We start from the raw sequence: 24,383 nt of genomic DNA, 5'->3' as shown, positions 1-24,383 counted from the left end.
TAAAGTTGGGAACGAAAAAATCAAAGAAAAAAATCAGTTTTTCAGATGGTTTTTACGCAGAAAACATATGCCCGCCCATACTAATACTGAAGTCAAGATGGCTCCGAAGGAGATGAGACCTTTTCGAGAGATGTCTGATTCACCCCTTCCAATCCACATCAAAAAAATTGAGTTTTCTAAGGGAACCGAACCTACCACGTTCACTTTATTTGAGTCCCAAATCGTCTCACGAATCACAATGCCTCCAGATGTTTCTTTTGAAAAATCACAGGTTTCATTTAGATTCGCATAACACAATGCATATAGAGGGAGTTGTTTATTTGGATTACTTTTAGCGACGATGGGTGCGAAACGAAATTGAAGCATAGGTCCATAAATTTTTGAACCTCCTCTCGCTCGAACTGTTATTGGCGCCTGAAAGCTTCCTCCTTTTTCAACCTGTATCGCAAAATCGCTTAAGAAGATGTATTTTTTTAGTATGAATGAACTAGCTTGATCGGGCAAAATGTTTGAGGCCACCGTAGTTTTGGTTAAGTACCCAAAAAAATCTCCTAAAAATAATAGCGATGCCCCGCCATCTAACAAAGATAAAAATACGGATATTAAAATGACATAACCAAACCTGGAGATTAAAGAAATCGCAAGAAACAATAAAGGCAAAAATAAAATGAGTATGATCCAAACGGATACTGAAAAGGTAAAATAGGCACCAAAGGGTATTAGAATCGTTGTATAACCTAATATTAAACTGAGACCAGTTAGGAATAGATGCCAGGGATTGAAATTTGGATTTGGCTTTGGAGGTTTTCGACTTTGATTTGACTCGATAAAACTGAGCATATTCCTTAGTAATCCCTAACTCTAAATTCACTTCTGATAGTTTTCCAATACCTCTCTCCTTTTTCCTTCTCTGATTCAGGATAAGAAAGTGATAGAAAAAAACCAAGCGGAGACTTAAAAAAATAATATTCCTTCATCAAATAAAAGGAGACCATACCAGTTTCATCTACCATTTTAAATCGACTCACATAATCTTCGTTATCCTGTTTCCTGGTAAAAGTTTTTTCAAACATACTTTTAGCATTGATCCCTCTCTCTTGGTCCCAAAATCTAAAATAATCTTTTGCCGTTCTTTGGTTCGGAATCTCGTCAAAGGTAGCACCAATCGAAAATAATATCTTTCTAGCTGACTTAACTTTTAGTCCCGATTCTTGCAGGATTTTTGCCTCATCCATATCGTCCCAGCCTTCTTCACGAATCGGAGAAAGAAATTCGACAAATCGAACCAAGCGAACCATGGATTTGTCCAATTTCGAACTATGACCTGCATTTTTGCGAAACAAACCTTCATACCGAAGCATCGCAGGAATTTTGATTGTATATCTATAGGTTTCAGATTCTAGATACAAATCGCCTAAATTATCCCGATCACCCTCATAACAACCATAAGGTTCCGCACCTAGTGACATTAAATGTGGATTTTCCTTATATTTTGAGTGGATTTGATTGCTAAGTTGATTTGCTTCTACAGCCCAGGCGGGCATAAATCTTTTCTCTTTACGTTCATGCAATCTTTGACAAAGTCCAATTCCCTTGCCAACAAATAGAGCGTCCAAATCGCGTCGTGCAAGAAGCAATGCTTGCATTTCTCTTAGGGCTAAATCAGCATCTCCAAAGAGTGGAAATTCCTTATGATAGTCATTATCAATCGTATAACGTATCTTCATCGAAGGATAAATATGGAAATTTCTTCCAAAGGCATCTTGTTGTAACTTTACCTTTCCGACTTCCTTGGATGCCGAAAGAAATCGATAGTAACTTCTCTTTTCTTCCTCCCTAGCATCATCAGTCCAAGGTTTTTCCAAAAGTGGATCAACAATGAGGACGTCTTCTGATAGCAAAGTTTGAAATATGAATATATGTGTGAGTAGCACAAGACATATAAGTCTCCGGCTACTACACATTTGAATTATGCCTTATATTTTGATTGAATGAAATTAAGAGCCATGGAAAAAATTCTTGTGAATTCTTTACGATGAGCTTCATCATTGACTCGAGACAAAATCCCTTTCAAGGTCTTTTGCACCAATTCATAGTTAGGAATATCAAAAAAGGCTTTCTGTATATGAGGCCAAGCCATCCGAACCAAGTTTACAAATTCAGGGCTGCCTTTTTTGAGTTCCAGGATAGCTCGATCCAAAGTCATTTTGACCCATTGGAAATTCTTGAGTTTAATGATTAAAATATCTAATGTTTCTCTTTGGAATGGTGTCTTCGCAGTGAGTCCTTGGAATATTTGGTTCCAATCTACCGACTCTCCCTTCTGCTCTTTAAGTAAACTGGAACGTATGGAGATAAGACTTTTTTCAAATTCATCTAACCCTCGCAACCAATTTTGGTATCCAACTTGGTCGGCTTTTTGCTGGAAGGAGGAAATAACGCCTGTTAAGTCAATATATTCTTTAAGCGCATAATTTTCTACTCTAGCAAGATACGGATCTGTCGGAATATCGGGTTCAATGTCTGGCTCAGGTTCTGAGATCGAAATTTCATCGAAATCATCTAACATTGGGTCAGAAGTTTTCGACTCAGATTCATCAGAAGACTCACTTTCGCCTTCAAATTCCAAATCCTCAATTTCATAATCATCTTTTTTGGATTCGGATGTAGGTGTTTCTATTGTGTGATTTTCATCTATGGGTGGACCGACATGTATTTCTAACTTTTCGCCTGTTAGACTTTGGCCACATTCCTCAACGATTTCTTGGAGTATGGATTTTTCTTTAACTGGAATGATACTGGCTTTTTTAACCTGTGGGGGTGGAGCGTTGGCCTGCGTCAAAGCCTCGGTTAAGGATGGAGGCGTTACCTTCTCGTCGGACGAAGTGGATATCGCTAGTGCTGCCTTTGCGGATTCAGCCATCAGACCCTGTGGTTCGATGATCTCTCCTGTTTGATCATTCTCGAGAACAAGTAAAATCCCTTTCTCCGCGAAACGAAAATTAGGAGGGAATACAAATTTTAATCCGTCAACAATTTCCTCAGAGATCCTTTCATAGCGTATTTCAGGAACTTTGTCTAACTTTTCGAGTTCCTGGCCCTTTAACTTTTCTTTTACTTTTCCAAGAATTTCAATGAAGTTCGTATTTAAGTAGGCCGAGATTTCATTTTGCGGAATGCCAAGCAAAGTAGCAAATTGCGGGAGGTGCTCAAAAAAATGGTCCGTCTTTTTGATGTTTGCTGTCATATAACTTTTAGCAGATTTTACAATTGCTTCAATTTTGCCAGGATCGATATTTTTAGCCTTGAGCAATTTCTTAAAAATATCTATATGTGCGTGAAAATAAGCGAGAAACTCACCGTAAGGGGTGAAATCATAATCACCCTGAGCTTTTTTTTCTAAAACTTTTTTGGCATTATCTGACATAGCTTGGAATCTTCTCTAGAGCATACGTAAGAATGGAATCGGTCAAGAGATTTACGATAGGATTGACGAAATCCCCTCACATCCAAGTCTAAGAAATATGAGTGCTTTTCAAAAAGTCCTGATCCTATTCAGCCTGGTCCTTTTTTTCTCTGACTGCCAAAAACGGGAGGATACTACCATCCAGAAAAACGTCCTGACGTATCTCATCGGATGTAACGGAGGCTCTCTCACTGCCTGTCAGGCAAGTTGTGCTGCAACCTACCCCACATTGACCGGTGACAATTACCCAACGGCAACGACTTGCTTTTCCAATTGTTCCACCTATTGCAGCGTTACAAATATCTATTTACTCATCTCAAACAAATAGTAGAATCCATTACAATTTAAGTGCCGTAAGCGAGTAACGATGCGGCAACGATTCCTGCTGTTTCCGTTCGTAAAATGCCCCCATTCAGCCTCACTCGCTCCAAGTTCCATCCGTCCATTTTTAAGATTTCTGATTTTGAAAATCCACCTTCAGGCCCAATCACGGGAATTTTTTCAGCTAAGAGAGTGGACTGGAAAGACTGGTCTGCATGAGGATCAAGAATGAGTACTCTTGTTTTATTTTCTTTTAACCAATCCATAGCGGTGACGATTTCCATTTGAAGGAGATCTGGTTGTTTGGATTGACTGGCAGCCTCACTCACGATTTTTTTAGCCCGCTCTATGTTAAATTCTTTCCGCACAGAATGTTCGAATTCACAAAAAAAGATTTTTGAGATTCCAATTTCAGTTGCTTTCTGTAAAAAAAAATCAAGTCGATTGCCCTTCGGCAATGCGATCGCAATGGCTAGGGCCTTTAGTCTCTGGATTAAAAATTTTTCCTCGACTAAAAATAATTCTTTTTTGTTAGGTGAAAGTCGGTAAAGGAAGGATTTTCCTAATCCATCTCTAATCTCAACGAGATGATCACCCCGATCCAACCTTCGCGCTCTAGCATGGGCCCATTCCTCTGAGGTGAACTGTAACGATGGAGTCGGAAGAAAGCCTTCGCGAAAGAGAATCAAATCTCCTTCTGTCATCTGCTAAGGTTGTCTACCGCAAAGAGAGAGTCATCCGGTGTCACGGATTTATCTACTTCTTGTATTTCCCAGACGGTGATGCTACCAGTATTCAAATCTAACATCTCCCATCGGGATGCTTTTTCGATGTCCTCTGTTTTTCCGACATCTTTAACCTTTACGTTTCCATACTTTAGGTTTAAAGTTTTAAATAAAATCCCATCACGATCATGAAAGTCGATCCGATACGGCTTTAGGTCTTTTTTATTCACAAGCAAAACAAGCTTTTTATAAAAATAAGGGAGGATAGGTTTTAAGGAAACTCGGTAGTACATTTCCCCTCCAATCTCAAGCTCCCCATTGACAAGAGGATTGTAATTGGCCTGGTATGAATATCCGGAAAGATCTACATAGAAAAATCCCGTACCCATTAGGGCTTCATATTTTTCATCATCTGTTTTCTTAAATAATTTCGCGGCTCCCACATTGAAAAGAAATACATTCTCCCCTTCATCCTTTGTGAGAAGTTTTGTTTCGAGGCCTCTTCCTTTGCGATCAAAGAGGTAGAGAGCATCTTCGCCATTAAAGAAGCGATTGATCTTCCAAGTTTCTGATTGTCCATTTCGTCGGATGAGAACGTAGTTTCCTTTGACAAGTCCCTTTCCAAAATCTAGCTCCTTATCCAGACGAGCCAAAAGTTCCTGAGCAGACAACTCAACGGCTTTTTGGGCAACAAGCTCCCTATTTCCTGCAGCGAGAAAAGAAAGTAGGAACAAAGATAAAAAAATAAATTTTCGCATCATTAAACTCTATTCCACTCGCATCGATGGTTTCGTATAAGAATACAAGCCATGAACCGATCCTTGTGCCTGGGCTGATTCCGTTCTTCTTTCAAATCGAAGTTTCCCAAGTCTTAGCGCATTGTGTAGGTCGGCAATATTTTTATAACCCATGTCCTGAAAGGATTGTCTCAAACCTTGTATCAGATACGGAATCAAATTAAGTACTGATCCTTTATCGACGACATACCCGGACACACCTTGTGCAACCTTGATCTTTTGAGACTCAGAAAAGTACCTCTTGTCCCCACCCTTGTTCATTGCTTCCAAACTTGCCATACCGCGATAACGTTTTAGACGAATTCCATTCTCATAAAAATACTCACCAGGCGCTTCTTTTGTGCCTGCAAACATAGATCCCATCATACACATCGAGGCACCTATGGCCAGAGCATTGGCAATATCGCCTATATTGGAGATCCCACCATCAGCAATCACGGGAACATTATGTTTTGTAGCATATTGGGCCGTTTTGAAAACCGCCGTCGCCTGGGCTCTGCCTACTGCCATCGTATCCTGCGTGATACAAATGGAACCTGGTCCCATTCCGATGCGAAGGCCATCCGCACCCGCAGCAATCAAATTCGCAGCCTGTCCTTGTGTGACCACATTCCCTGCAATGACATCCACATTAGGGAAATTCTTTTTGATGAACTGGATCATCTCTATTTGATAAGATGAGTTCCCTTGTGCAGAATCTATGGTAATCACATCGACACCTATTGCTGATAAGGCGGCGATTCGTTCACGAGATTCTGGAAGTGTTGAAAGTGCAGCTCCCACACGTAATTTTTTTGAATCATCTTTGGATGCTTGTGGGAATTCTTTGTTCTTTTTTAAATCGCTTCGGCAGATCAGAGCAACAAGTTTCCCTTGTTTGTCTATGATCGGAAGTTTTCCTTTCTTACTTGTGCGTAAGATATCGTTGGCTTCCCGTAAACTAATCCCTACTTCCGCAGTGATCAAATCTTTGGTCATCACTTTGCCAAGTTTAGTCTCCCTGTTTGGTTCGAAATCGACATCACGATTCGTAACCATTCCTACAAGTTTTGTATTTTGTGTGCCATCCTCTGTGATCGGAATCCCGCTAAACCCATGTTTTTCTTTGATATCGTCTAAATCGAAAATTGTATGCTCGGGAGAGAGAAGGATAGGATCTTTAATGAAACCGTTTTCGTAACGCTTCACCTTTTTTACGAGTTCCACTTGGTCTTCAAGAGAGTTATTATAATGAATGATTCCGATGCCACCCATAAGAGCCTGTGCGATCGCCATATCAGACTCGGTTACCGTGTCCATGGGAGAACTCATCAGGGGTCGTTTTAGGGTTATGTTTTTTGAAAGCTTCGTATCAAGCTCTACATCGCTGGGATTAAAATCGATGTATCCTGGGAGCACTAGAAAATCACGGTATGTAAGCCCTAAATTTTGTGAAAATAGTTCATCTCCACTGACTCCGTCTAAGAGTTCGATCCCGAAGGGGGTGTGATTTGACATAATTATCCTTCCTTTTTCTACTCTAGGCAAGAAAACTGTGCGTGCAAGAGAATTTCCTACATTTTGTTTCCGATAATCTAAGGGAAACACGGTCTGAAATGGAAACAATAGAACGTACAAAACGATCTTTGGATATTTTCTCTGATAAGGAGAAAAAACTACATGTACTTACAAAATTTCTACTCAATCAGGAATTGAATATCAAAGATTCGGATCCTCCCGGTGACGTATGTGTTTTAAAAAAAGTAGCAGGAGACGGTACAAAAATATTAGTACACTCAAGGCCTACGACTACGTTTGCAATCGGTCAAAAAATAACCCTATATAAAATTCTTGGCAGGTATCTCCATCTTGAATGTACCGTAGAACAGGAGAAAGGCGAATCGTCTTATGTTCTCAATCTTGATAAAATCGCGATCGCAAAAAAAGATAGAGATAGCCAACGTGTTTATTTACAACCAGGTCAGGCCTGGATCACTAATATCATATCTTCAAAGGCAAAAATTGAAACTGATATGTTTCATGTTCCCACTGCCGTAAAAGTCAATTTTCAAGATTATGAAACAAAACTGAAAGATAAATGTGACTTCATTAAAATTTCCACTTTCTCCACAAATGACGAAGAAAAAGTTAGAACAGTAAAAAAAACCCAAAAACTCTTGTTAATCGAAGATACACAAAACGAGGCTTCCTATAAAACGGCATTGATGGAAGACTTTATAGTCTTCGCAGATGATGTTGATTCAGAAATCCCAAAGGAAATGAATCAATTCAGAAATCAAAAAATTATCTCTGAACTTATCATTCCCATCATCTACTTAAACGATGAGGAGGATTCGATTCCGATTGGATACATTCAAATGCAAAGCAAATCTGAGAAATTTGATTTAGCGAAAGCCATGGAAACAAAAACCATTGCCTTCGAAATGGTAGACAGAATCCGGAATTCGAATTTGATCAAATCAGATGGGAAGTATCCCGTTCTGGATATTTCTGAAGGCGGTTTGAAAGTAAAAATCGACCACCCTGACCTATTACAATCTTTACCAAAACTTGGTGGCTTTCATTTTGATATTTTCTTTAAGATGCAAGCTCCCTTAACAGCGTTTGGACAAATCAAGTCGATCCAAAAAGACCAAGAAGGTCACCTAACAGTCGGTCTGGCGCTTGCGGGTCATTCTTCGCGTCCGGGCGAGAAAAAGAGGTTCTTGGAAAACGTGGAAGCTTTGAGAAAGGCACAATCAAAGTCTTAAACTTCGCCATACCCCAAAACTTCGACTGCCCATCTCTTTTCTAACTTGCGAGAACGAAAGGAGATTGCCTCAGGATCCACAGAGTTTTTCAAATCTGTCCATAACCTTTCTGGACAATTTTCATCGTTCACAAAAACCATTGGGATCTTTATGCCAATATCCACGAGATTTTTCGGTAGTGAGGAAAGTTTCCTCTCCTCATAATAAAATAAATCACTGCGTGCAAACATAGATTCAGCAAACGTCCCTCCTAAATCCGCATCCATTTTTTGGATACAAATGAGTCGGTGCTGCATATTTTCATCCCGATGAGCCAGCACCCGAGAAAGATAACTCTGCTTTGCTTTCGCTATTTCTGCTTTGACATTCGCAAAGAATTTATGTGAGAGGATCTGATCTGTATAAAAAACAAAATCAATGGTGCAAAATGGATCCATCGTAAGTCTTCTTTTTACCAACTCGTTCACTAAACTTTGGTCACGATCCCAGTTCTCCGACTCAAACCAAACCGCATGATGCCTTGTTCCTGGTCTCGATACCCTACGAATTGATTCGTCGGAACTTACTTTTGTTAGATTTAAATAAAAAGTATCTCTTAGAGATTCAACTGGTTCACAGAGAAATGGTCTAGGAAATTCGTCGATCCTTCGGTCCAATAAATCTTCCGCGAGGTAAAGAGATTGTATCAAATCCTCTTCGCTGAAGTCAGGGGTGCGAATGATGCGATACGGAGGTGTTGGCATATAAATCAGCCCATCTCGTTCTGCATCCTTTCTCATCGCCGTTCCAGGAAGGAGAGAAAGTGGAAAGGCCTGCACCCATTGCCCGAGTCCATGCTCTAAAAAGAAATGAATGCCTCTTTCCACATCCTCAGGTTTGTCCCCTGGTAGACCAATGATCAAATCTAACAGAAGTTCGATACCTTCCGAGGCAAGCATCTTTGCCACTTCAGCGACTTTATGCGGATCACCATAACGCTTCACTCTCTTTAAAGTTTCTGGATTAATAGACTGCATGCCGAGTTCCACACGATTAAATCCAGCCTTTGCCATTTTTTTGGCAAGTATCGGTGTAACACCTTCACTACGAAGTTCAGCAAACATAGACATTTGTTTGTCTGCATTGACCAGTGCAATAGCGTCTAAAAATTTTTCAAAGCCTGGTCTGTGATTGAAAGTCGGATCGAGGAATACAAGCTCTTTGGCTCCTTGGTCTTTCAGCTGGGTGATCAATCGTACGGTTTCATCAATGTCTAGAGTCCGTAAGTTCTGAGAAGATTTGGGATAAAAACAATAGGTACATTGGGATTTACATCCGCGAACGGTTTCAAGATAAGTGGACCGATTTGGATTGACCGCTAAAAATCCTGATACGTAGGGTGAAGGAAATTCATTTAAGGGAAAATCGGCAGCCAATTCCTTAGAAAAGTCAGTGAGCTTTCCGTTAGGTTTTCGATAAGCGATATTTTCGATTTCATGCAAATCTCCTTTTGACAGAAGAGTTTTCATTAATTTATAAAAACTATGTTCTGCTTCCCCGCTTACGGCAATATCGTAACCAGTCTCATTTAAAACGAAAGGATTGTCTGCGCCGACCTCTGGACCGCCAATGATGATCGTTGTATCCTTTTTTCGTTTCTTAATTTCGTTAGCAATGTGAAGGCTGCGTTCTGTATTCCAAAGGTATAGAGAAAAACCGACATACTCAGGATCTGATTCTAGTATAAAGTCAACAAGCTCGACATCACCCATTACGTCCGTATCTTCTGGCGAGATCGCACTCGCATCCACAGAAAGGCTTGAACCTTCTCCAATGGAGAGTGAGCTAGCGAGACTAGCAGCGGCAAGAGGTACGTTTCCAGTAGCCGCATAATAGGAAGGAGGTGGAACAGGGAGTTGAAGAAGTTTGATCGTAGCCAATGGGACTCTCGAATCCATTGGATCAAATACCGCTCTGTGTGTAAAAAACTTTCCCTACTTAGAAAGTATAATATCTATGAAGAGAATCAAATTATCGCCAAAATCTCGTGAGAAGGTGCGAAGCATTACATTCTCGGAGATATCATGATAGATCGGGGAGATCGCCCAGGAATCAAGACTGGTTCTCGATTTATGAATGTGCTCGAAAAAATAGGGACGCCACGACCAGTTTTTTCCAAGAAAGGAATAATCAGCGCTTAAACCCTTTTTGCCATCGCGAAAATAATTTGGCGAGAGTTGAAATCCAAACGGATTGGTTATGTACATCCGAAAGAAATCCTTATCTTTGGATATTTCGGAAAGATCCTTGCTATCCCACTCCCAAACACCGTCATGATTGTCAAAGCCCAAAGTGACTTTGGAAAGTTTCTCCTTCCATCTAATCTCCCAGTTGATCTCTCTTTCCATTTCTTCATTTTTTCGTGAATGAAAATATTCCAGAGCTCCGCTCATGGCCTTTCGAAAACCAAATTTTTTCGCAAACTCGGTATCTGGTTTTGCAAAATAATATCCTTGGATGTACCTCGCGCCATAGTTTAATGAGTTATAAAGTTCGTCATTCGATTCAATACCTTCAAAGAGCAGTGAACTTCCTAATGATTCGCCTAATCTTGATAAGTTCAACAAAATCTCTTTAAAGTTTCTTGAAAAGGTAGATCTCCTTAACATTTGTAAGTCGACTTTTATAATTTCTGGATGGTAAAGTCCAATTCGATCCAGATTGGATGCTTCAGAACCAGCATCATCAACTGCGATACTAAAGCCTTCACTTCTGTATAAATTTAAGATTGGTTTTAAAACTTCCAAATTATGTTCGAATCGTTCTTCCGTGATTTCGATCACGATACGCGTAGGATCGATACCAAGTTCCCTTACGACTCGAATCGTATAAGGTAGCTTAGATGGAAAATTATGGAGTGAATCAAACATCAAATGTGGAGACACATTTATGAATAATTTCGTTTCTGGCGGTGCTTCTTCCTTAAATTTTTTTAGGGCTTGATAACGGATTTCACGATCAACTTTTTTCTTAATTCGGAAAAGATCACTAGTTTTATAAAAGTCTACCTTGGATCCTCTTGCCTCATCGATTGCTAGAAAAAAGGGACCCAGGCTCGTGAGCCCCGATTCTGTTTTTAATCTTCCAAGGACTTCATACCCAAAAACTCCCGTAGATTCGGAGGATAGTATGGGCTGAAATACAGGGATTAGGACACCTGAGGTGAGCCAAGACTCCCAGTCTGCCGATTCTCTTCTATCTTTTTCGCTGATGAGCATATATGGTTATCATATCAACTGCAAGATCAGTACCAAACCCCATCCGTTGCTTGCATCTTGGATGCTAGCACAGAATTACCTAACTAACATGTATAAATATGGATTAACCAAACATTCTGAGCAGATTGTTTAGATATTATACAGCCGGAAAAAACAAAGGAAGGCAAATTGTCAGTTATTTAAGCAATCTGTATGAATGAATTAATTGTGAGTAAAGAAAATCAGGTAGGGTCCGTCAGAACCGAGCGAGGGACCCAAAAGTATTACCACTCCCGAGCCCCGAAAAAAGAGAAATCTTATTTGATATCGCTTTTTCTTTGTCTCATGGATTCATCAAGTTTTGGTTTTTTTGAAGGTTTTGGCTCTTCAACAGTAGGTGGCGGTGGAGTTTCCTTCACCTCTTTCGATGCACAATTAACAAGCGTAATAGCAAAAATAGCAATGACCAGAGTGAGTATAATTTTTTTCATTTTTGGCTCCTATTGCTAATTTTTTGCCGTGCATAAAAAAGTCGACAAAAAAAGATGAATGCTCAGCGGAACGAGGGAATCGATAGTAAGAATGAGTCATTTTTTTGTTTTTGAAGGCATAGATGGGTCGGGCAAAACCACTTTATCTAAAAAGATTGTCGAAATGCTTCCTGTCCCACCAAACATAAATAAAGTTTGGCATCGGGAACCTACAGACGGCATCTACGGTAAACAGATTCGAAATTTTTTATCTGGGCGAATCGAACTCACAACTAAAGAACAGATGGATTTGTTTATCAAGGATCGCTCCGAATCGGTTCGGAATGTTATAATACCAAATTTAGAAAAACATAACATTATAATTCAAGATAGATATATTTATTCAACAGCAGCCTATCAGGGTAACTCGACTTTATCTGCAGAAGAAATACTAGAAATCAACTATAGAGAAGGATTTCCCATTCCAAACCAAGTTTTCTTTTTGGATATTACTCCCGAAGAAGCAGCTGAGAGACGAGCTCTCCGTGGTGGAAAATCAGAATTCTTCGATGAGGATCAAAAACAAAACTTAATCTATCAGAACTATATGAAAATTTTACCTGAAAATACTATTTTTTTGGACGCGACGCAAAGTATCGAAGATTTAGTTACTGCGGTTCTTGAGAGTATCGTTCTGACTTGAATCGTTAAACACGACACGAATTGCCATCATGTCTCCTTGATTCGTGATTTTAACGAACCGATCAAGGATAGATTTTACCAGATTGAAAAAGAAACCAGCATTTGCTTTAGCAGTCATTCCACTTCCATAAGATAAGGATTTTGAATCTTTAAATCCGATAGTAAGTAACAAAGTCTTTAATCCTGATAAAGAATAATAATAAAGATGCTCAGGCACATTGAGGTATCGCCAGGCCAGTCCGTGCCACCAAGCAAGAATGCCATATCTGCAAGTTGATATGATCAGTGTTCCACCTGGGTTCAAATGAGATTTGATTTTTACTAAAGTTTCTTTTGGCTGGTGGAGATGTTCGATAGTCGCCCAAAGCGTGATCAGATCATATTTTTTAGTAGCGTCTGTATCCCAGGAAAGGAAATTTTCTTTATGAATCGTTAGACCTAACTGATTTCTAGCAAAATTTACGGGACCGTCTGCGATCTCAATTCCTTCTGCCGCATAACCTCTATTTTTCATAAAATCAACAAAGTATCCGGCGGCACAACCGATATCGAGTGAGGCTAATGTTTTAGTCTTTGTAGATTGATAGATACATTCCCAATCAAAAAATCCTAAATCACGTAAATTTAATTTGAATACTCGGCTAATTTCATTTTTAATTTTATCGGAATAATAATTATCATAACCCCTATCAGTCCTTTGGGTAAAATAGGAGTCTTCATAATATTTCATCACTTCGTCAAAATTTGGCTGCGGATTAACTTGGACCAACTCACAACTTTTGCATTTGACAATCGAAAACGTTTCACCACGCGGGCTTGATTTATGGTAAATGGTCTTAAATTTTAAAGATCCGCAGGTATTGCAAGGTATGAGTTCCATACCTAAAATATCGGTACGAATCTTTAAAACCGCTTCAATAAACTACGAACAAGTATAAAGGAAAATGATAGCACGCACATAAAAAGTATGATCAGAGATGAGGTTGGAAAGTAAATTTCCTCTCCATGATAATTGATACCAGTTAGGCTCAAAAGAAATCCGCCCGCAGTCCCAAGAATTGAAAATAAAATACATAAAATCGCAAGGGAACGAGTTGATTTTACAAAGGGTAATAATGTAAAAACGGGAATGAGCATATGAGCTATCGAATAAAATGATCCAAGCAAATTTACGGCTACGGTCACTGCCACGGAAAGGATCATGTAAAAAAGAGTATCATAGAGGATAGGGTTTCCAATTTGGATGCGGTATTCTTCCCTATCAAAACTGAGAAAAAGAAATCTTCTAAAAAGAGCAATATAGAGAATAAAGGAAAAAAGAGCTAACCAAACGCTAAGTGAGTTTAATTTTACCTGAGAGGTTAAGATGTCTCCAAAGTAAGAAGCGAGTAGATGATTTTGAACATTACCACCTAAGGAGAGTAATACCTGGGATAGTGAAGCAAAAAAAACAAATAAAATCCCGAGAATCACTTCTTCTTTAAATGAGTTGTTCTTTCGAAGCAGAAGCATCGGAAAAATCAAAATCATAGAGATGACGATGGGTGCAAGTTCATTCTCCCATGCCATAAATAGAGAAAAGGCTACAGAAAAAGTAACTGCTTGAGAAAGGGTTACGCCAAAAAAAGTCATGTTACGTAACACAAGCAAAATACCAATGACGCTCAGAAGTGCGCCTATCACACTTCCTATTACCATTTGCGGAAGAAACAAATCCCAATTTTTGAGTATATTAATCATGGTGATGGCAATTAGGAGGCCGTTCTCCATCAGAGATTTTGTAAAATTTTCCCTCATCTATTTCAAAGATTTCATCAAATCCATTTTTCCAATCATGGTTGAGACTGTGCGTAATAAAAAAGAGAGATTTTTGTCCCGTGGCGATATAGTCTTGTAATACAAATTGGAAAAGATCTCTCGATTTGTGATCTAAAGAATCCATGGGCTCATCTAGAAAAATTAAATCAGCATTCGTAAGTAGGGATCTAAGGATAAGAACTCTCTGCAACTGACCACCGCTACACTCTGAAATTTGTTTTTTTAGATATTCGCTAATCCCTGTCTTTTCAATGAGACTGAGTTCTGATTCAGAAAATCTCTTCTTCGGTAAAAAACTCAGTCCGATATTCTTAGGCATGAGAAGCACCTCCTCTACTTTTAGAGGATAGTCGAGTCTCATTTTTTTTGCTTGGGGAACATAAGAGGTCGAAATGGATTTTGAAAACTGGATGTTGCCCGCTAAGGGAGATAACAAACCAGTTAAGGTACGAAAGAGCGTTGTTTTCCCAGCACCATTGCCACCTATCAGTGCATAAGTTTTGCCAGGAAAAATTGAAAAATTGATATCAGAAACTACAGGAAATCCTTTACGATAACCTACCGAAAGGGATTCGACTTTGATAAAATGCGAATCGTAAATCTCTTTATTATTTAGTCTTATCTGCAGCATCACGAATTCTTTGGAGCATCAATTTTAAGGTTTCTTCATAGGTCGTTGACTCATTGGTTCCACCAACTGAGACGGGAAGGACGACGACGATGCTTCCTGGGACCTTCGAGGAAACATACTCAGCATATTTTGGGTTATGATAGGGTCCGATCAAAATTATCTTTATATTTCCAGAAATCATATAAGAAACCACCTGATCCATATAACGTACGGAAGGTGGCACTCCTGGTCTTTCCTCTATCGTTAAATTGGCATTGAATTTGAATCGATTCCCTAAATAAATAAACTGGTCATGAAAGACGGCCACTTTCAAACCGAAGTAAGGTTCCATTTTTTTTAATTCTTCTTTTGTTAATGCAATGAGTTTCTTTTTCAGCTGGTTGAAATTATTTTCATAATATTCAGAATTGATGGCATCTACTCGAGTGAGTGCATTTTTTATATTGGAAGCCATTTGTATGGCATTGATGGGATCGTTCCAGTAATGCGGATTCCCATAAATGTGCATATCACCCATAGAACGATCCATCATAACCGTAGGCTCACCTAAGATTTTGACACCAACAGAGGTATCACAATATCCAGGTTGACCTTTTTGAATTTTTACATTTCGCGATTGTTGTTGTAAATACGGAACCCAACCGACTTCGAGATCCAGACCGATGACACAAAGTACATCTGCCTCGTTCAATTTAACCAAAAAATCTGGTCTCGTCATTACAAAATGTGGATCGTCCGTTCCTCGGATCATTCCGTAAACTTCAGCCCTGTCCCCTGCGATTTGTTCGGCGAGATACTTGATATCCGTAAGAGTTGCCACAAGGGAAACTTTTGCTTCCAGATTCAATGAAACAAAAAATAATAATGCCGTAGCCAAAAAGGACACTCGCGCCAATTGATAAACTTTCCCTCGATTCATATGCACCTCCCTTCCTGACCTAATAACTATGTGCTGGGTGCGAGCCCAAAATGGCAACAGTTTGAATATAAAATCGATATTCTCTGACTTCCTGAAAATCCTCTTTGGAAAAATCCTGAATGTATCTCCTTTCAAAGGAGGCGCGAATTTTTCCGAATTCAGAACTATGAAAGGTCGCTTGCAAAGATTGCGCCTCAATAGCATTTTTTGCGGGAGTTCCATCCTTCATCACGAGGCTTTTGTCTGTGAAATAATCGTATCTGGCGCCCACAGACCAAAGTTGATGAAATTTATAATCCGCAAATAGATAATAGCCCCACTGGTCCTTAGAAGGACTTTTCTGCCTTTCATACGTTGATGCATTTATGGTTTCAGGGAAAATTTCTTGTTGGTACCAAGCTTCCGTTAGAAGCATAATCTCTCGTAAATTCGACTGGTTCCATCTCAAGACTGCATCTGCGCCATAAAGATATCGTACATTACGCCTGTTTGTCGTGGGTTCAAATCTAACCCCGGAAAAACCAAACTGAGTTCCCCAGTTGTTTCCAAAATAGTAAAAATTTTTCAAATGAAAATAACCCATTGGATTATTTTTTTGTTCTCCTTCTGTGTGCGCATGTCCCCATTTTTTACCGTTCGTGGCTCCTAGCACGAGTTCCTGGGTTATTTTTTTCCATGGAAGTAAGATACTAAACTCAGCTCCGGTATCCATTGCAGATTCCCATCCGATAAATTTTTCATGAACGATCGGTGTCATGGTAAAAGCACGATCATGCGAGTGGACACGATTGATGCGGCCAATGTCTAAAAACATCTGTCCAACTTTTAAGGATGTATTAAAAGGTAAAAAAGGAAGTTGTACCCAAGCCTCATGAACTTCGTAATAGTATTTGCCGTCCTCGCCATGCGCAGCTGCTAAAAAATTACCACGTAACCACTGATCTACGGCGCCGCTAAATCCGAATTCTGCAGTTCTCACGTCCAATTTATTATTGATGCGTTCGCTTGTTCCTCGCGGTTTGTTTCGATCCCATGCGCCTACGATGTCGATCGCTACCGAAACATCCATCATGAGATTCTGTGCAGAACGATTGATTTGGTTGTTGGACTGGACGGGAGTTGTCGTTCCTCGCGAACCCACCGAACTTTTCTCTCTGGATTCTTGATCTTTTAAATCTTTTTCTAAATCGTCTTCCCAATTGTTTTGCGCGGTAGATATTTTTGTTTCAGACTTTTTTTTTGTAGGGGTTTCTTCTTCTAACTCTGATTCCCATTTTGAAGTCTGAGCGAGTAACAAAAAAGAAAAGAGAGTAAGGAGAAATATGCTCCCAACTCTCAAAAGTTTAGAAAAGGAAAAATTGACCACCAAATGACTGCTAAATTTATCTCAAAGAACCAGCGGTTCCGATATTCGACGAATAAACGTTTAAGGATTTGATCGTTGCCTTGTTGATACGAAATGCAATTCGATCTCCGGAAAAATCGAAACCAGAAACAGCCTCCTCTTCGAAGCCGTAAGAAGTTCGAGAGACACTCGAACAAGGCCCTTCCCATCCGAAAATATGAGCTCCATTTTCATTGTGCACTTCTAAACATAATGTTTTCTCTTGAGATAAGGAAGAAGTCCAAGTTCCTGCCTTACCACCGAGAGAGGAAGTCGCACCAGTAGAGGATTTCTTTTTGATTTCACCTGGAGTGATTTGAAACGTAGGACCACTGAGAGATGTTGTCGAAGGTAAGACGACGTCAATCGTAGAATCAGAAGCAGAGAGAACATATGTGATTTGAAGGCTCGCTTTTTTCTCACCACCAGAACTAGAAAGACTAGAAGAATCTCTTACGAGTGTTGAGGAATTTCCACCACCAACGATTCCGCCTATCAATTGGAGGTCCGTGGCAGTAAAACCGGCCAACTTTAAAGCAGCTGTCGCCGTACCTGAACATTGAGTAAAATCATAACTTGTGCCGTTCGTCGGTTGTGCCGAAATGGCAGTTCCACTTGGACAAACAGCATTGTTTGTAAGCGCTAATAATAATGTCTCGGCTGTTTTGTCCTCGCTATCCTTACCACCAGTAAGCTCGGCACATTGCCCAAGGAAGATTAAGCTAATTAAAAATACGAGTTTTAGTTGTTTCATGTAATATCTCCTCTGGCCATGGTATTGCAACACAATTGCAAATGCAACCATGTTTTATTTGCAACTCTGTATTATTTAGAAAAAAATTTAAGGCTCAGTCTGCCAACAATCTTTTTCCATTTTCATAGAGGATTTTCCTTTTTGCGGAATCTGTTATAGGTAAATTTAGAAGGTTCAGAATCGGGTGAGAAAGGTTATAAGGAATGTTGGGAAAATCAGAACCAAAGTAGATTTGGTCCTGATGGATCTCAAGCAAGGGCACTGCTTGTTCGGTCTCCATACCGGTGGCTAAAAAATCCACAAAAACCATAGTCGTATCGAGTGATAGATTTTCGTACCTAGAAAGTAATTTCGTATATTCTAATATTTCATCAGCACCCATATGCGCGACAATTACCTTCAATTTTGGGTACCGCTGCATCAAATCTTTAAAAAAGGCAATGCCAGTAAATTTCCCTTTTTTCGGCGCGTTCCCCGTATGGATCACAATCGGAATGAGATTTTTTTCAAGATACTCAAAAGTTGGAGCAAACTCTTTCGCGTTTAAATCATACCTTCCGACTTCGCAGTGAAGTTTAAAACCTTTGAATTGATATTCCTCAACAGCCTTTCTCACATAGTCAAAAGCCTCAGGTTCTGGAAAAAATGTTCCAAATGGTATGGAGCCTTCCCAACGGCTAAAATTTTCAAAAGTCCAATCATTTAACCAAGATGCCATACCCGGCTTATGGGCATAATTGAGTGTTGTGTATTGTAATACCTTATTTCGTTTTAATGCTGCCATTCTCTCCAATGCATCTTGCCGATATGCAATGGCCCAATTTACAGAATCAAACCAACGCCAAATGAGCTTCATTACATGCTCTGGGAAGATATGAGTATGGATATCTACGATGTATGGGATCTTATACTTTTCTAGTAACGGGATATGAGGAGGAACTTCTTCATCTAGTATCGGTGGGAATTCGCCTGGAGTCTTCCAGGCGAACGGTGATTGGAAACGAGAATCCGTTATATTGGCAGCGCTACTTACCTTGTATGGTGCATCACTTTGAAAACACGCAAAACAGGGTTTGAGATGATCTGCCTTTAGAGGATCCAAGGAGTAAAATCGTGATCAGGCGTTAACCAGAACCTTTTTCTTTCCCCTAATCTTCGTTAAATTAGACTCTAAGATAGCAGAACTATCCAGAATGTAACTTTCAGTTAGAGATTTTCTAAGCTCTCTTCGGTTGACTTTGGCCCGACCGATATTTCTCTCCATGAGGAGACTGATATGGAATCGAGCAGCACTCTCAACAACTTCAAAGGCTAGTTCTTCGCGAAGTTGGCTTTTGTCGATTTCTGCAAACTCTTTCACGACAGTTTCAAACTTGGTCCACAAATCTTTCAATTCGGATGATACTGCAAATTGGCTCATCTCATCCTTTAAGTACGCTCGAAAAAAACCGGTTTCGCTCATACCAGAAACAATACCACCGATGCAAGCAACAGTTTGGAGTTGAGTCGTGCCTTCATAGATATTCGTGATGCGAACATCTCTGTAAATTCTAGCAACATCGTAATCTTCTGTGTATCCCGATCCACCGTGAATTTGCATGGCATCATAAGCTACTGTATTAGCAAGTTCTGTAATATAGTATTTTGAGAGCGGGGTAAATAAACCCGCTAACTTCTCCCATTTTTTGAATTCCTCATCCTTCTTAATTTCCTTTTCGGAAATCCCATTCATTTTGCCCCGTTCTTCTTTCCATCGGTAAAGATCGACAGCCCTACTTGCTTCATATAGTATGGAACGCATACCCGAGATTTCCCGTTCCATGCGATCGAGCATTTTTTTCACAGCCGGTATTTGATCGATTGCCTTTCCAAACTGAATCCGCTCTGATGCATACTTTTTTGCTTCCATATAACCAGCAGTCGCAATGCCCATAGCTTGCGCCGCGATATTGAGTCTGGCTTGGTTCATCATCGCCATGGAATATTTGATAAGTCCTTTTCCTTCCTCACCAATGAGAATACCGGCACTATTTTCAAATACAACTTCACAGGTTGGTGAACAATGGAGCCCCATTTTCTTTTCAATGGAAGCAACAAAAACATCCTTAGAATGTACGAGAAAAAAAGAAAGACCTCTCGCACCACTTGTTGTAGTTCCAGTTCTAGCAAGCGTTAGTATGATTGAAGGAATTTCGTTGAAACCGCAAGCATGCGTGATGAAACGTTTGGTTCCAGTGATTCGCCATACTCCGTCTTCACCTTTCACTGCTTTTGTCTGTAAATTAGGGAGATCGGATCCGTAATTTGGTTCTGTGAGAGCCATCGCCCCACATAATTCTCCTGCTGCCATTTTGGGAACATACTCATGGATCATTTCATCGGTTCCAAATCTTTCTACTGTCTCAGCAAGATTCATACAACCAAGAGTGATCGCAAGTGCTCCATCTCCACGGGATACTTGTTCGGATAACATGGATTGAACGACAGACGGAAGACCGAGTCCACCATAATGGCGATGGATCCCGTAAGGAAGAAGACCTGCCGCTTTAATTTTTTCAACGACATCCACCATTTCTTTTGGAAAGGTAACTTTTCCGTCTTTATATTTTAAACCGACTTCATCCATGGCCTTGGCAACTTGCGAAATGTTTTTTCCTGAGATGTCGCCACATGCATCCAAAGTTTGCTTGTAGTATTCGATCGCATCTTCGAAGTTACCTGGTGCGTATGCTAATTCTTCTTTTCCACTTTTTTGGTATTCGTTATAATCGGAAAAATTTTCTTCGTAAGCTTCAACGATTTCATTCCAGTTTGTAAGGGAATCGAAGTGGTCTTTTAGGTCTTCGTTGTCATGAAAGTAATTATTTGATATCATATATTTCCCTGCCTCGGGTTTAGTATTAAATCAAATATATCGGAGCATCCAGAGATCACAAACGATTTTTTAGTGAAAAATTGGTTCGTTATCTAATCTTTTCTGACTGATTTGCAATTTCCTGAATCTGTTCTTGCAGGATTCTGGTATTGTCTGCCACGACTTGGATGGCATCCTCGATGGTCTGGGCGGCTCGCATGACCTCTTGGTTACCCATAGACTGCTCTTTGGCTATAGTTTCTAGCTGCGCTGACAGTTGTTTTAATTCTTTCTGCGAACTAACGACCCGAGAATTCAGACTTTGCATTTCAACGATTTTCTCGTTAAAATTACGAACACTTGATTCGATTAGGTTTAGCTCTTTTTGCTGGTTTGAGGCCATATTCGATGCATTAACGGCCGATTTGTTTCCTATCTCTAAATCCGATCTTGACTTTGTGATTGTTTTCGAAATGATACTTGCATTGTTAGCCGAATTGTCTGCGAGTTTGGCTACTTCCTGAGCAACTACAGCGAAACCCCTGCCATGTTCTCCTGCTCTTGCCGCTTCGATGGAGGCATTTAAGGCAAGTAAGTTGGTTTGGTCTGCAATTTCTTTCATAATCTGGTTGACATCTTCTACTTTTTGAAACGAGCCCCGGACCTCACCAAGAGCAGCATTTAAAGAGTTCATCGAATCTGAGACATCATTGCTGAAGGTGGCTGATTTATTGATTTGATTGGTAATTTCATCTATTTGATGTCTGACTTCTCTCACAATAGAATCTAGATTGTAGCTCTCTTCATTCAGTTTTTCAATTTTCTGGTATTGGTCTCTGACGAACTCAGCAGAACTTTCTGTGGACTGGGAAATTTCTGTCAAAGAGGCACTGATTTGTTCGATAGATGCAGCTTGGTTTTGTACTTGGGAATTTAGATCTTCAGTGAAAGATTTTAAAGAGGCTACGGAAGTATTGAGTTTTCCTGCGATTTCAACCATGTTCGCTTTCTGGGTTTCTACAATGGAGGCATGCTCGTCGGATTTTAATTTCTCCGCTAAGGCTTGGTCTTTTACCTGGATTAACAGATACACGAGCCTGCTGACAGTAATTGTCGCAGTGACCACAAATAAAACTTTTACACATTCTACAGTAAATGAGACAGCATAGGGCATCTTAAATGTTTCAGGATGTTCAATGAACTCGATTCCCAAATTATATGCGATGAGTAGCACGAAAATATGCAATAAGGTATGAAGTGCGCCTATAATCGCAGTCTGTTTTCGCGAAAAAAGTAATCCCGAGTAAATGATGATGAAGATGCTAACAATTAGCTGAATGCCAGATTTCAGAGATGAGATGGATATATCTTTATCTATCATTCCTTGACCCAGTGTGCTTATATACATACTTACCGTATCGCCTAATATAAAATAAAAGGCATAGGGACCTTTACCCTTCGCAATGAATACCTTTTGCAAAAATCCTCCGAGGATAAAAATCGCAGTAGCAGCGATCATGATTGCAACTTGTATCGGTTTAAGAGAACCTAATGCGGAGAAGATACCTGTAAGAAAAAGAACGCTTAAAAAAAATCGAATCCAATTGATGATCTTTGCGCCTTGCAGAGTGAAATGATCCATCCGACTAGAATGCTTAAGATTCGCAACCTTGGCAAGAATTTCATGAATTTGAAATTTGATCCCAGTTTAGATGCAACTGGATTGCAAAAAAATATTGACAGAAAACAATCCCAGCCTAGCTTGCAACCAGATTGCATTTGCAACAGCGTTGCAAAAGAGGATGTCATGAAACAAATCCCAGTAACTGTCCTATCAGGTTTTTTAGGTGCCGGTAAAACAACCCTTCTCAACCATATATTGAATAACAAAGAAGGCAAAAAAGTGGCCGTTATTGTTAACGATATGAGTGAAGTCAACATCGACTCACAATCTGTCGCCAAAGGTAGCGCCAATCTATCTCGTACGAATGAAAAATTAGTAGAAATGTCAAATGGTTGTATTTGCTGCACTCTACGTGAAGATTTACTGATAGAAATTCGTAAATTGGCTGAGGATGAGAAATTCGATTATATACTCATTGAGTCGACTGGTGTATCGGAACCTTTACCGATTGCAGAAACTTTTACCTTCGAAGATGAAAATGGGGTCAGCTTAAGTGAGGTAGCTAGGCTTGATACCATGGTAACAGTGATTGATGCCGTTAATTTTTTAAAGGACTTCAAAAGTTTAGATTCACTGATCGATCGAAAATTAGAAGCAGGCGAGGAAGACGAACGAGATATCGCTGACCTGTTAGTTGACCAAGTTGAATTTGCAAATGTGATTATCGTAAATAAAGTGAGTTTACTTTCAGAAATCAAAAAGAACTTACTTCTTTCGATCTTAAAAAGCCTAAATGCGGATGCAGAAATAATAACCACTAACTACAGTCAGGTGCCTTTGGACAAAATACTCAATACAAAAAAATTTGATTTTGAAAAGGCACAGGAATCCCCTCTTTGGCTAAAAGAGTTACGAGGAGAACATACTCCAGAAACGGAAGAATATGGAATAAAAAGTTTTGTTTATAAATCAAGAATTCCATTCCATCCTGAACGTTTTTGGGTTTGGTTAGAAAAAGAAAAAAAGGGATTGGTTCGGGGTAAGGGCTTTGTTTGGCTTGCGAGTAAAATGGATTGGGTGGTAATGTACAACCAAGCAGGCAACCTAACTTCCTATAAACCTGAAGGATATTGGTGGGCTGCTATTGATCCGGAAGATATACCCGATGATCCACACGTGCAAGCGAATCTTAAAAATTCGTGGGATGAGCTGTGGGGAGATAGAAGGCAAGAACTCGTTTTAATTGGGATAGATATGGACGATGCGAAAATCAAAAAATCGTTGGATTCCTGCCTTCTCACAAAATCCGAGTTGTTACTTGGGCCTGATGAATGGGCTCAATTTTCAGATCCTTTTCCAGACTGGGATGGTAACATGGAAGCACTCGAAGAAAATCAGGTTGCCTAATGTTAGTTTACCTAGGAGACAAACCGATACAAATTTACGGTCATAGGATCAAGTCTGGAGAAAAACTCCAGGCAAAATTTACATTCCCTCCGGCGTATAACACCAAAAAATCTTTAAATGATAAAGATATTACGAAAGGGCTCGTCATTTTATCGACACTTCCAAACATTAAGTCGAATGAATGCTCGACACAAATTCTTGATTTAGAAAAAGAAGTCCATTGTCGAGAGATAAAAGCCAAAATTTATCACATTGCCTGTGATTGTCCAGAGCATTGGGAGGAAGTGAGGCATTTACATCCCTTCCTTAAAGCCAAAGGGTACACACTAGAGCTTGCCAGTGAAATTGATTCTGAAACATTCAAACAAGCACTAGGCGTTGGAGTCCGTGGTTCGAAAAGAATTGTCCATGGACTCTTCGCCTTCCTAGATGGCAATTTATTACTTTCTTATATTCCTAGACAACAATATGGATCGCCAAACGTAAAAAATTTCCTAAAAAATCTGATGTCAAAATTAGTTTGAT

At 39.7% G+C, this 24,383-nt stretch carries 23 protein-coding genes; 5 read left to right on the top strand and 18 right to left on the bottom strand.

Annotated features, from left to right (window positions below; translation table 11 throughout):
• Positions 1 to 33: 33 nt before the first annotated feature.
• From EHQ58_RS18390 to EHQ58_RS18380, 3 genes are read right to left on the bottom strand one after another with little or no spacing between them, the layout of a single operon-like run.
• Positions 34 to 840, bottom strand: coding sequence for a hypothetical protein (locus EHQ58_RS18390; RefSeq protein ID WP_135625531.1), 807 nt, complete (start codon positions 838 to 840; stop codon positions 34 to 36).
• A gap of 5 nt (positions 841 to 845) precedes the next feature.
• Complete coding sequence (locus tag EHQ58_RS18385) at positions 846 to 1,934, bottom strand: LIC10775 family protein (RefSeq protein ID WP_167883690.1); 1,089 nt, start codon at positions 1,932 to 1,934, stop codon at positions 846 to 848.
• A 35-nt stretch (positions 1,935 to 1,969) separates the two neighbouring features.
• Entirely contained in the window at positions 1,970 to 3,427 is a 1,458-nt protein-coding gene (locus EHQ58_RS18380; RefSeq protein ID WP_135625529.1) for a hypothetical protein, read from the bottom strand.
• A 97-nt stretch (positions 3,428 to 3,524) separates the two neighbouring features.
• On the opposite strand from EHQ58_RS18380, the gene EHQ58_RS18375 reads away from it, so the two are divergent.
• A complete protein-coding gene (locus EHQ58_RS18375; RefSeq protein WP_135625528.1) occupies positions 3,525 to 3,794 on the top strand; it encodes a hypothetical protein in 270 nt (89 codons plus the stop codon).
• A gap of 16 nt (positions 3,795 to 3,810) precedes the next feature.
• On the opposite strand, the gene EHQ58_RS18370 is transcribed toward EHQ58_RS18375, so the two are convergent.
• Genes EHQ58_RS18370 through guaB form a run of 3 tightly spaced genes read right to left on the bottom strand, consistent with a single transcriptional unit; the run spans position 3,811 to position 6,806 of the window.
• Complete coding sequence (locus EHQ58_RS18370) at positions 3,811 to 4,491, bottom strand: 16S rRNA (uracil(1498)-N(3))-methyltransferase (protein WP_135625527.1); 681 nt, start codon at positions 4,489 to 4,491, stop codon at positions 3,811 to 3,813.
• A complete protein-coding gene (locus EHQ58_RS18365) occupies positions 4,488 to 5,270 on the bottom strand; it encodes an outer membrane lipoprotein-sorting protein (protein ID WP_135625526.1) in 783 nt (260 codons plus the stop codon). The genes EHQ58_RS18370 and EHQ58_RS18365 overlap by 4 nt, the downstream gene beginning before the upstream one ends.
• Positions 5,271 to 5,279: 9 nt before the next feature.
• The gene (gene guaB, locus EHQ58_RS18360; protein WP_135625525.1) at positions 5,280 to 6,806 is read right to left on the bottom strand and encodes an IMP dehydrogenase; all 1,527 of its coding nucleotides are present in this window, start codon (positions 6,804 to 6,806) and stop codon (positions 5,280 to 5,282) included.
• 98 nt (positions 6,807 to 6,904) lie between these two features.
• Here guaB and EHQ58_RS18355 point away from each other — a divergent pair, with 98 nt between their 5' ends.
• Positions 6,905 to 8,059 (top strand): DUF1577 domain-containing protein, encoded by a 1,155-nt coding sequence (locus EHQ58_RS18355; protein ID WP_135625524.1) that lies wholly within the window; start codon positions 6,905 to 6,907, stop codon positions 8,057 to 8,059.
• Here the strand turns inward: EHQ58_RS18355 and EHQ58_RS18350 are convergent.
• From EHQ58_RS18350 to EHQ58_RS18815, 3 genes are all read right to left on the bottom strand, one after another.
• On the bottom strand, positions 8,056 to 9,996 hold the full coding sequence (locus EHQ58_RS18350) for a B12-binding domain-containing radical SAM protein (protein ID WP_246047442.1): 1,941 nt from the start codon (positions 9,994 to 9,996) through the stop codon (positions 8,056 to 8,058). The two genes, EHQ58_RS18355 and EHQ58_RS18350, sit on opposite strands and share 4 nt — an antisense overlap.
• Before the next feature lie 36 nt (positions 9,997 to 10,032).
• Positions 10,033 to 11,316 carry an EAL domain-containing protein gene (locus EHQ58_RS18345; protein ID WP_135625522.1) on the bottom strand — a complete coding sequence of 428 codons (1,284 nt, stop codon included), beginning with the start codon at positions 11,314 to 11,316 and terminating at the stop codon, positions 10,033 to 10,035.
• Between the two features lie 296 nt (positions 11,317 to 11,612).
• Positions 11,613 to 11,786 carry a hypothetical protein gene (locus tag EHQ58_RS18815; protein ID WP_167883689.1) on the bottom strand — a complete coding sequence of 58 codons (174 nt, stop codon included), beginning with the start codon at positions 11,784 to 11,786 and terminating at the stop codon, positions 11,613 to 11,615.
• Positions 11,787 to 11,877: 91 nt separating this feature from the next.
• Here EHQ58_RS18815 and tmk point away from each other — a divergent pair, with 91 nt between their 5' ends.
• Positions 11,878 to 12,468 (top strand): dTMP kinase, encoded by a 591-nt coding sequence (tmk, locus tag EHQ58_RS18340; protein ID WP_246047441.1) that lies wholly within the window; start codon positions 11,878 to 11,880, stop codon positions 12,466 to 12,468.
• On the opposite strand, the gene EHQ58_RS18335 is transcribed toward tmk, so the two are convergent.
• From EHQ58_RS18335 to EHQ58_RS18295, 9 genes are all read right to left on the bottom strand, one after another.
• Positions 12,430 to 13,347, bottom strand: a complete 918-nt coding sequence (locus tag EHQ58_RS18335) for a class I SAM-dependent methyltransferase (RefSeq protein ID WP_135625521.1) — start codon at positions 13,345 to 13,347, stop codon at positions 12,430 to 12,432. The genes tmk and EHQ58_RS18335 overlap by 39 nt on opposite strands.
• Before the next feature lie 23 nt (positions 13,348 to 13,370).
• The gene (locus EHQ58_RS18330) at positions 13,371 to 14,207 is read right to left on the bottom strand and encodes a metal ABC transporter permease (protein WP_135625520.1); all 837 of its coding nucleotides are present in this window, start codon (positions 14,205 to 14,207) and stop codon (positions 13,371 to 13,373) included.
• Positions 14,200 to 14,916, bottom strand: a complete 717-nt coding sequence (locus EHQ58_RS18325; protein WP_135625519.1) for a metal ABC transporter ATP-binding protein — start codon at positions 14,914 to 14,916, stop codon at positions 14,200 to 14,202. The genes EHQ58_RS18330 and EHQ58_RS18325 overlap by 8 nt, the downstream gene beginning before the upstream one ends.
• On the bottom strand, positions 14,894 to 15,835 hold the full coding sequence (locus EHQ58_RS18320) for a metal ABC transporter substrate-binding protein (protein ID WP_135625518.1): 942 nt from the start codon (positions 15,833 to 15,835) through the stop codon (positions 14,894 to 14,896). Before EHQ58_RS18320 ends, EHQ58_RS18325 begins: the two co-directional genes overlap by 23 nt.
• A 19-nt stretch (positions 15,836 to 15,854) precedes the next feature.
• Positions 15,855 to 17,174 (bottom strand): TonB-dependent receptor, encoded by a 1,320-nt coding sequence (locus tag EHQ58_RS18315; protein ID WP_246047440.1) that lies wholly within the window; start codon positions 17,172 to 17,174, stop codon positions 15,855 to 15,857.
• Positions 17,175 to 17,217: 43 nt separating this feature from the next.
• A complete protein-coding gene (locus tag EHQ58_RS18310; RefSeq protein ID WP_135625516.1) occupies positions 17,218 to 17,973 on the bottom strand; it encodes a hypothetical protein in 756 nt (251 codons plus the stop codon).
• 94 nt (positions 17,974 to 18,067) lie between these two features.
• The gene (locus EHQ58_RS18305) at positions 18,068 to 18,988 is read right to left on the bottom strand and encodes an amidohydrolase family protein (protein WP_135625542.1); all 921 of its coding nucleotides are present in this window, start codon (positions 18,986 to 18,988) and stop codon (positions 18,068 to 18,070) included.
• Positions 18,989 to 19,090: 102 nt separating this feature from the next.
• Positions 19,091 to 20,848 carry an acyl-CoA dehydrogenase family protein gene (locus EHQ58_RS18300; protein WP_135625515.1) on the bottom strand — a complete coding sequence of 586 codons (1,758 nt, stop codon included), beginning with the start codon at positions 20,846 to 20,848 and terminating at the stop codon, positions 19,091 to 19,093.
• Positions 20,849 to 20,936: 88 nt separating this feature from the next.
• Complete coding sequence (locus EHQ58_RS18295; protein ID WP_135625514.1) at positions 20,937 to 22,469, bottom strand: methyl-accepting chemotaxis protein; 1,533 nt, start codon at positions 22,467 to 22,469, stop codon at positions 20,937 to 20,939.
• 165 nt (positions 22,470 to 22,634) lie between these two features.
• Between EHQ58_RS18295 and zigA the strand changes: the two genes are divergently transcribed.
• A complete protein-coding gene (zigA, locus tag EHQ58_RS18290; RefSeq protein WP_135625541.1) occupies positions 22,635 to 23,858 on the top strand; it encodes a zinc metallochaperone GTPase ZigA in 1,224 nt (407 codons plus the stop codon).
• Entirely contained in the window at positions 23,858 to 24,382 is a 525-nt protein-coding gene (locus EHQ58_RS18285; protein WP_135625513.1) for a redoxin domain-containing protein, read from the top strand. Before zigA ends, EHQ58_RS18285 begins: the two co-directional genes overlap by 1 nt.
• The last annotated feature ends 1 nt before the right edge of the window (position 24,383 follow it).

Origin of the sequence: Leptospira ognonensis (genome assembly GCF_004770745.1) — a bacterium.
Classification (GTDB): domain Bacteria; phylum Spirochaetota; class Leptospiria; order Leptospirales; family Leptospiraceae; genus Leptospira_A; species Leptospira_A ognonensis.
The sequence above is the reverse complement of the archived record's forward strand: the minus strand, read 5'-3'. Positions and strand labels throughout refer to the sequence as shown.

Coding starts and splice junctions, on each gene's coding strand:
- EHQ58_RS18320 (WP_135625518.1), bottom strand. CDS start 15,835: ATGAATCGAGGGAAAGTTTATCAATTGGCGCGAGTGTCCTTTTTGGCT.
- EHQ58_RS18345 (WP_135625522.1), bottom strand. CDS start 11,316: ATGCTCATCAGCGAAAAAGATAGAAGAGAATCGGCAGACTGGGAGTCT.
- EHQ58_RS18815 (WP_167883689.1), bottom strand. CDS start 11,786: ATGAAAAAAATTATACTCACTCTGGTCATTGCTATTTTTGCTATTACG.
- EHQ58_RS18300 (WP_135625515.1), bottom strand. CDS start 20,848: ATGATATCAAATAATTACTTTCATGACAACGAAGACCTAAAAGACCAC.
- EHQ58_RS18310 (WP_135625516.1), bottom strand. CDS start 17,973: ATGAAACAACTAAAACTCGTATTTTTAATTAGCTTAATCTTCCTTGGG.
- guaB (WP_135625525.1), bottom strand. CDS start 6,806: ATGTCAAATCACACCCCCTTCGGGATCGAACTCTTAGACGGAGTCAGT.
- EHQ58_RS18330 (WP_135625520.1), bottom strand. CDS start 14,207: ATGATTAATATACTCAAAAATTGGGATTTGTTTCTTCCGCAAATGGTA.
- EHQ58_RS18295 (WP_135625514.1), bottom strand. CDS start 22,469: ATGGATCATTTCACTCTGCAAGGCGCAAAGATCATCAATTGGATTCGA.
- EHQ58_RS18350 (WP_246047442.1), bottom strand. CDS start 9,996: ATGGATTCGAGAGTCCCATTGGCTACGATCAAACTTCTTCAACTCCCT.
- EHQ58_RS18380 (WP_135625529.1), bottom strand. CDS start 3,427: ATGTCAGATAATGCCAAAAAAGTTTTAGAAAAAAAAGCTCAGGGTGAT.
- EHQ58_RS18390 (WP_135625531.1), bottom strand. CDS start 840: ATGCTCAGTTTTATCGAGTCAAATCAAAGTCGAAAACCTCCAAAGCCA.
- EHQ58_RS18335 (WP_135625521.1), bottom strand. CDS start 13,347: ATGGAACTCATACCTTGCAATACCTGCGGATCTTTAAAATTTAAGACC.
- tmk (WP_246047441.1), top strand. CDS start 11,878: ATGAGTCATTTTTTTGTTTTTGAAGGCATAGATGGGTCGGGCAAAACC.
- EHQ58_RS18370 (WP_135625527.1), bottom strand. CDS start 4,491: ATGACAGAAGGAGATTTGATTCTCTTTCGCGAAGGCTTTCTTCCGACT.
- zigA (WP_135625541.1), top strand. CDS start 22,635: ATGAAACAAATCCCAGTAACTGTCCTATCAGGTTTTTTAGGTGCCGGT.
- EHQ58_RS18355 (WP_135625524.1), top strand. CDS start 6,905: ATGGAAACAATAGAACGTACAAAACGATCTTTGGATATTTTCTCTGAT.
- EHQ58_RS18325 (WP_135625519.1), bottom strand. CDS start 14,916: ATGCTGCAGATAAGACTAAATAATAAAGAGATTTACGATTCGCATTTT.
- EHQ58_RS18365 (WP_135625526.1), bottom strand. CDS start 5,270: ATGCGAAAATTTATTTTTTTATCTTTGTTCCTACTTTCTTTTCTCGCT.
- EHQ58_RS18285 (WP_135625513.1), top strand. CDS start 23,858: ATGTTAGTTTACCTAGGAGACAAACCGATACAAATTTACGGTCATAGG.
- EHQ58_RS18375 (WP_135625528.1), top strand. CDS start 3,525: ATGAGTGCTTTTCAAAAAGTCCTGATCCTATTCAGCCTGGTCCTTTTT.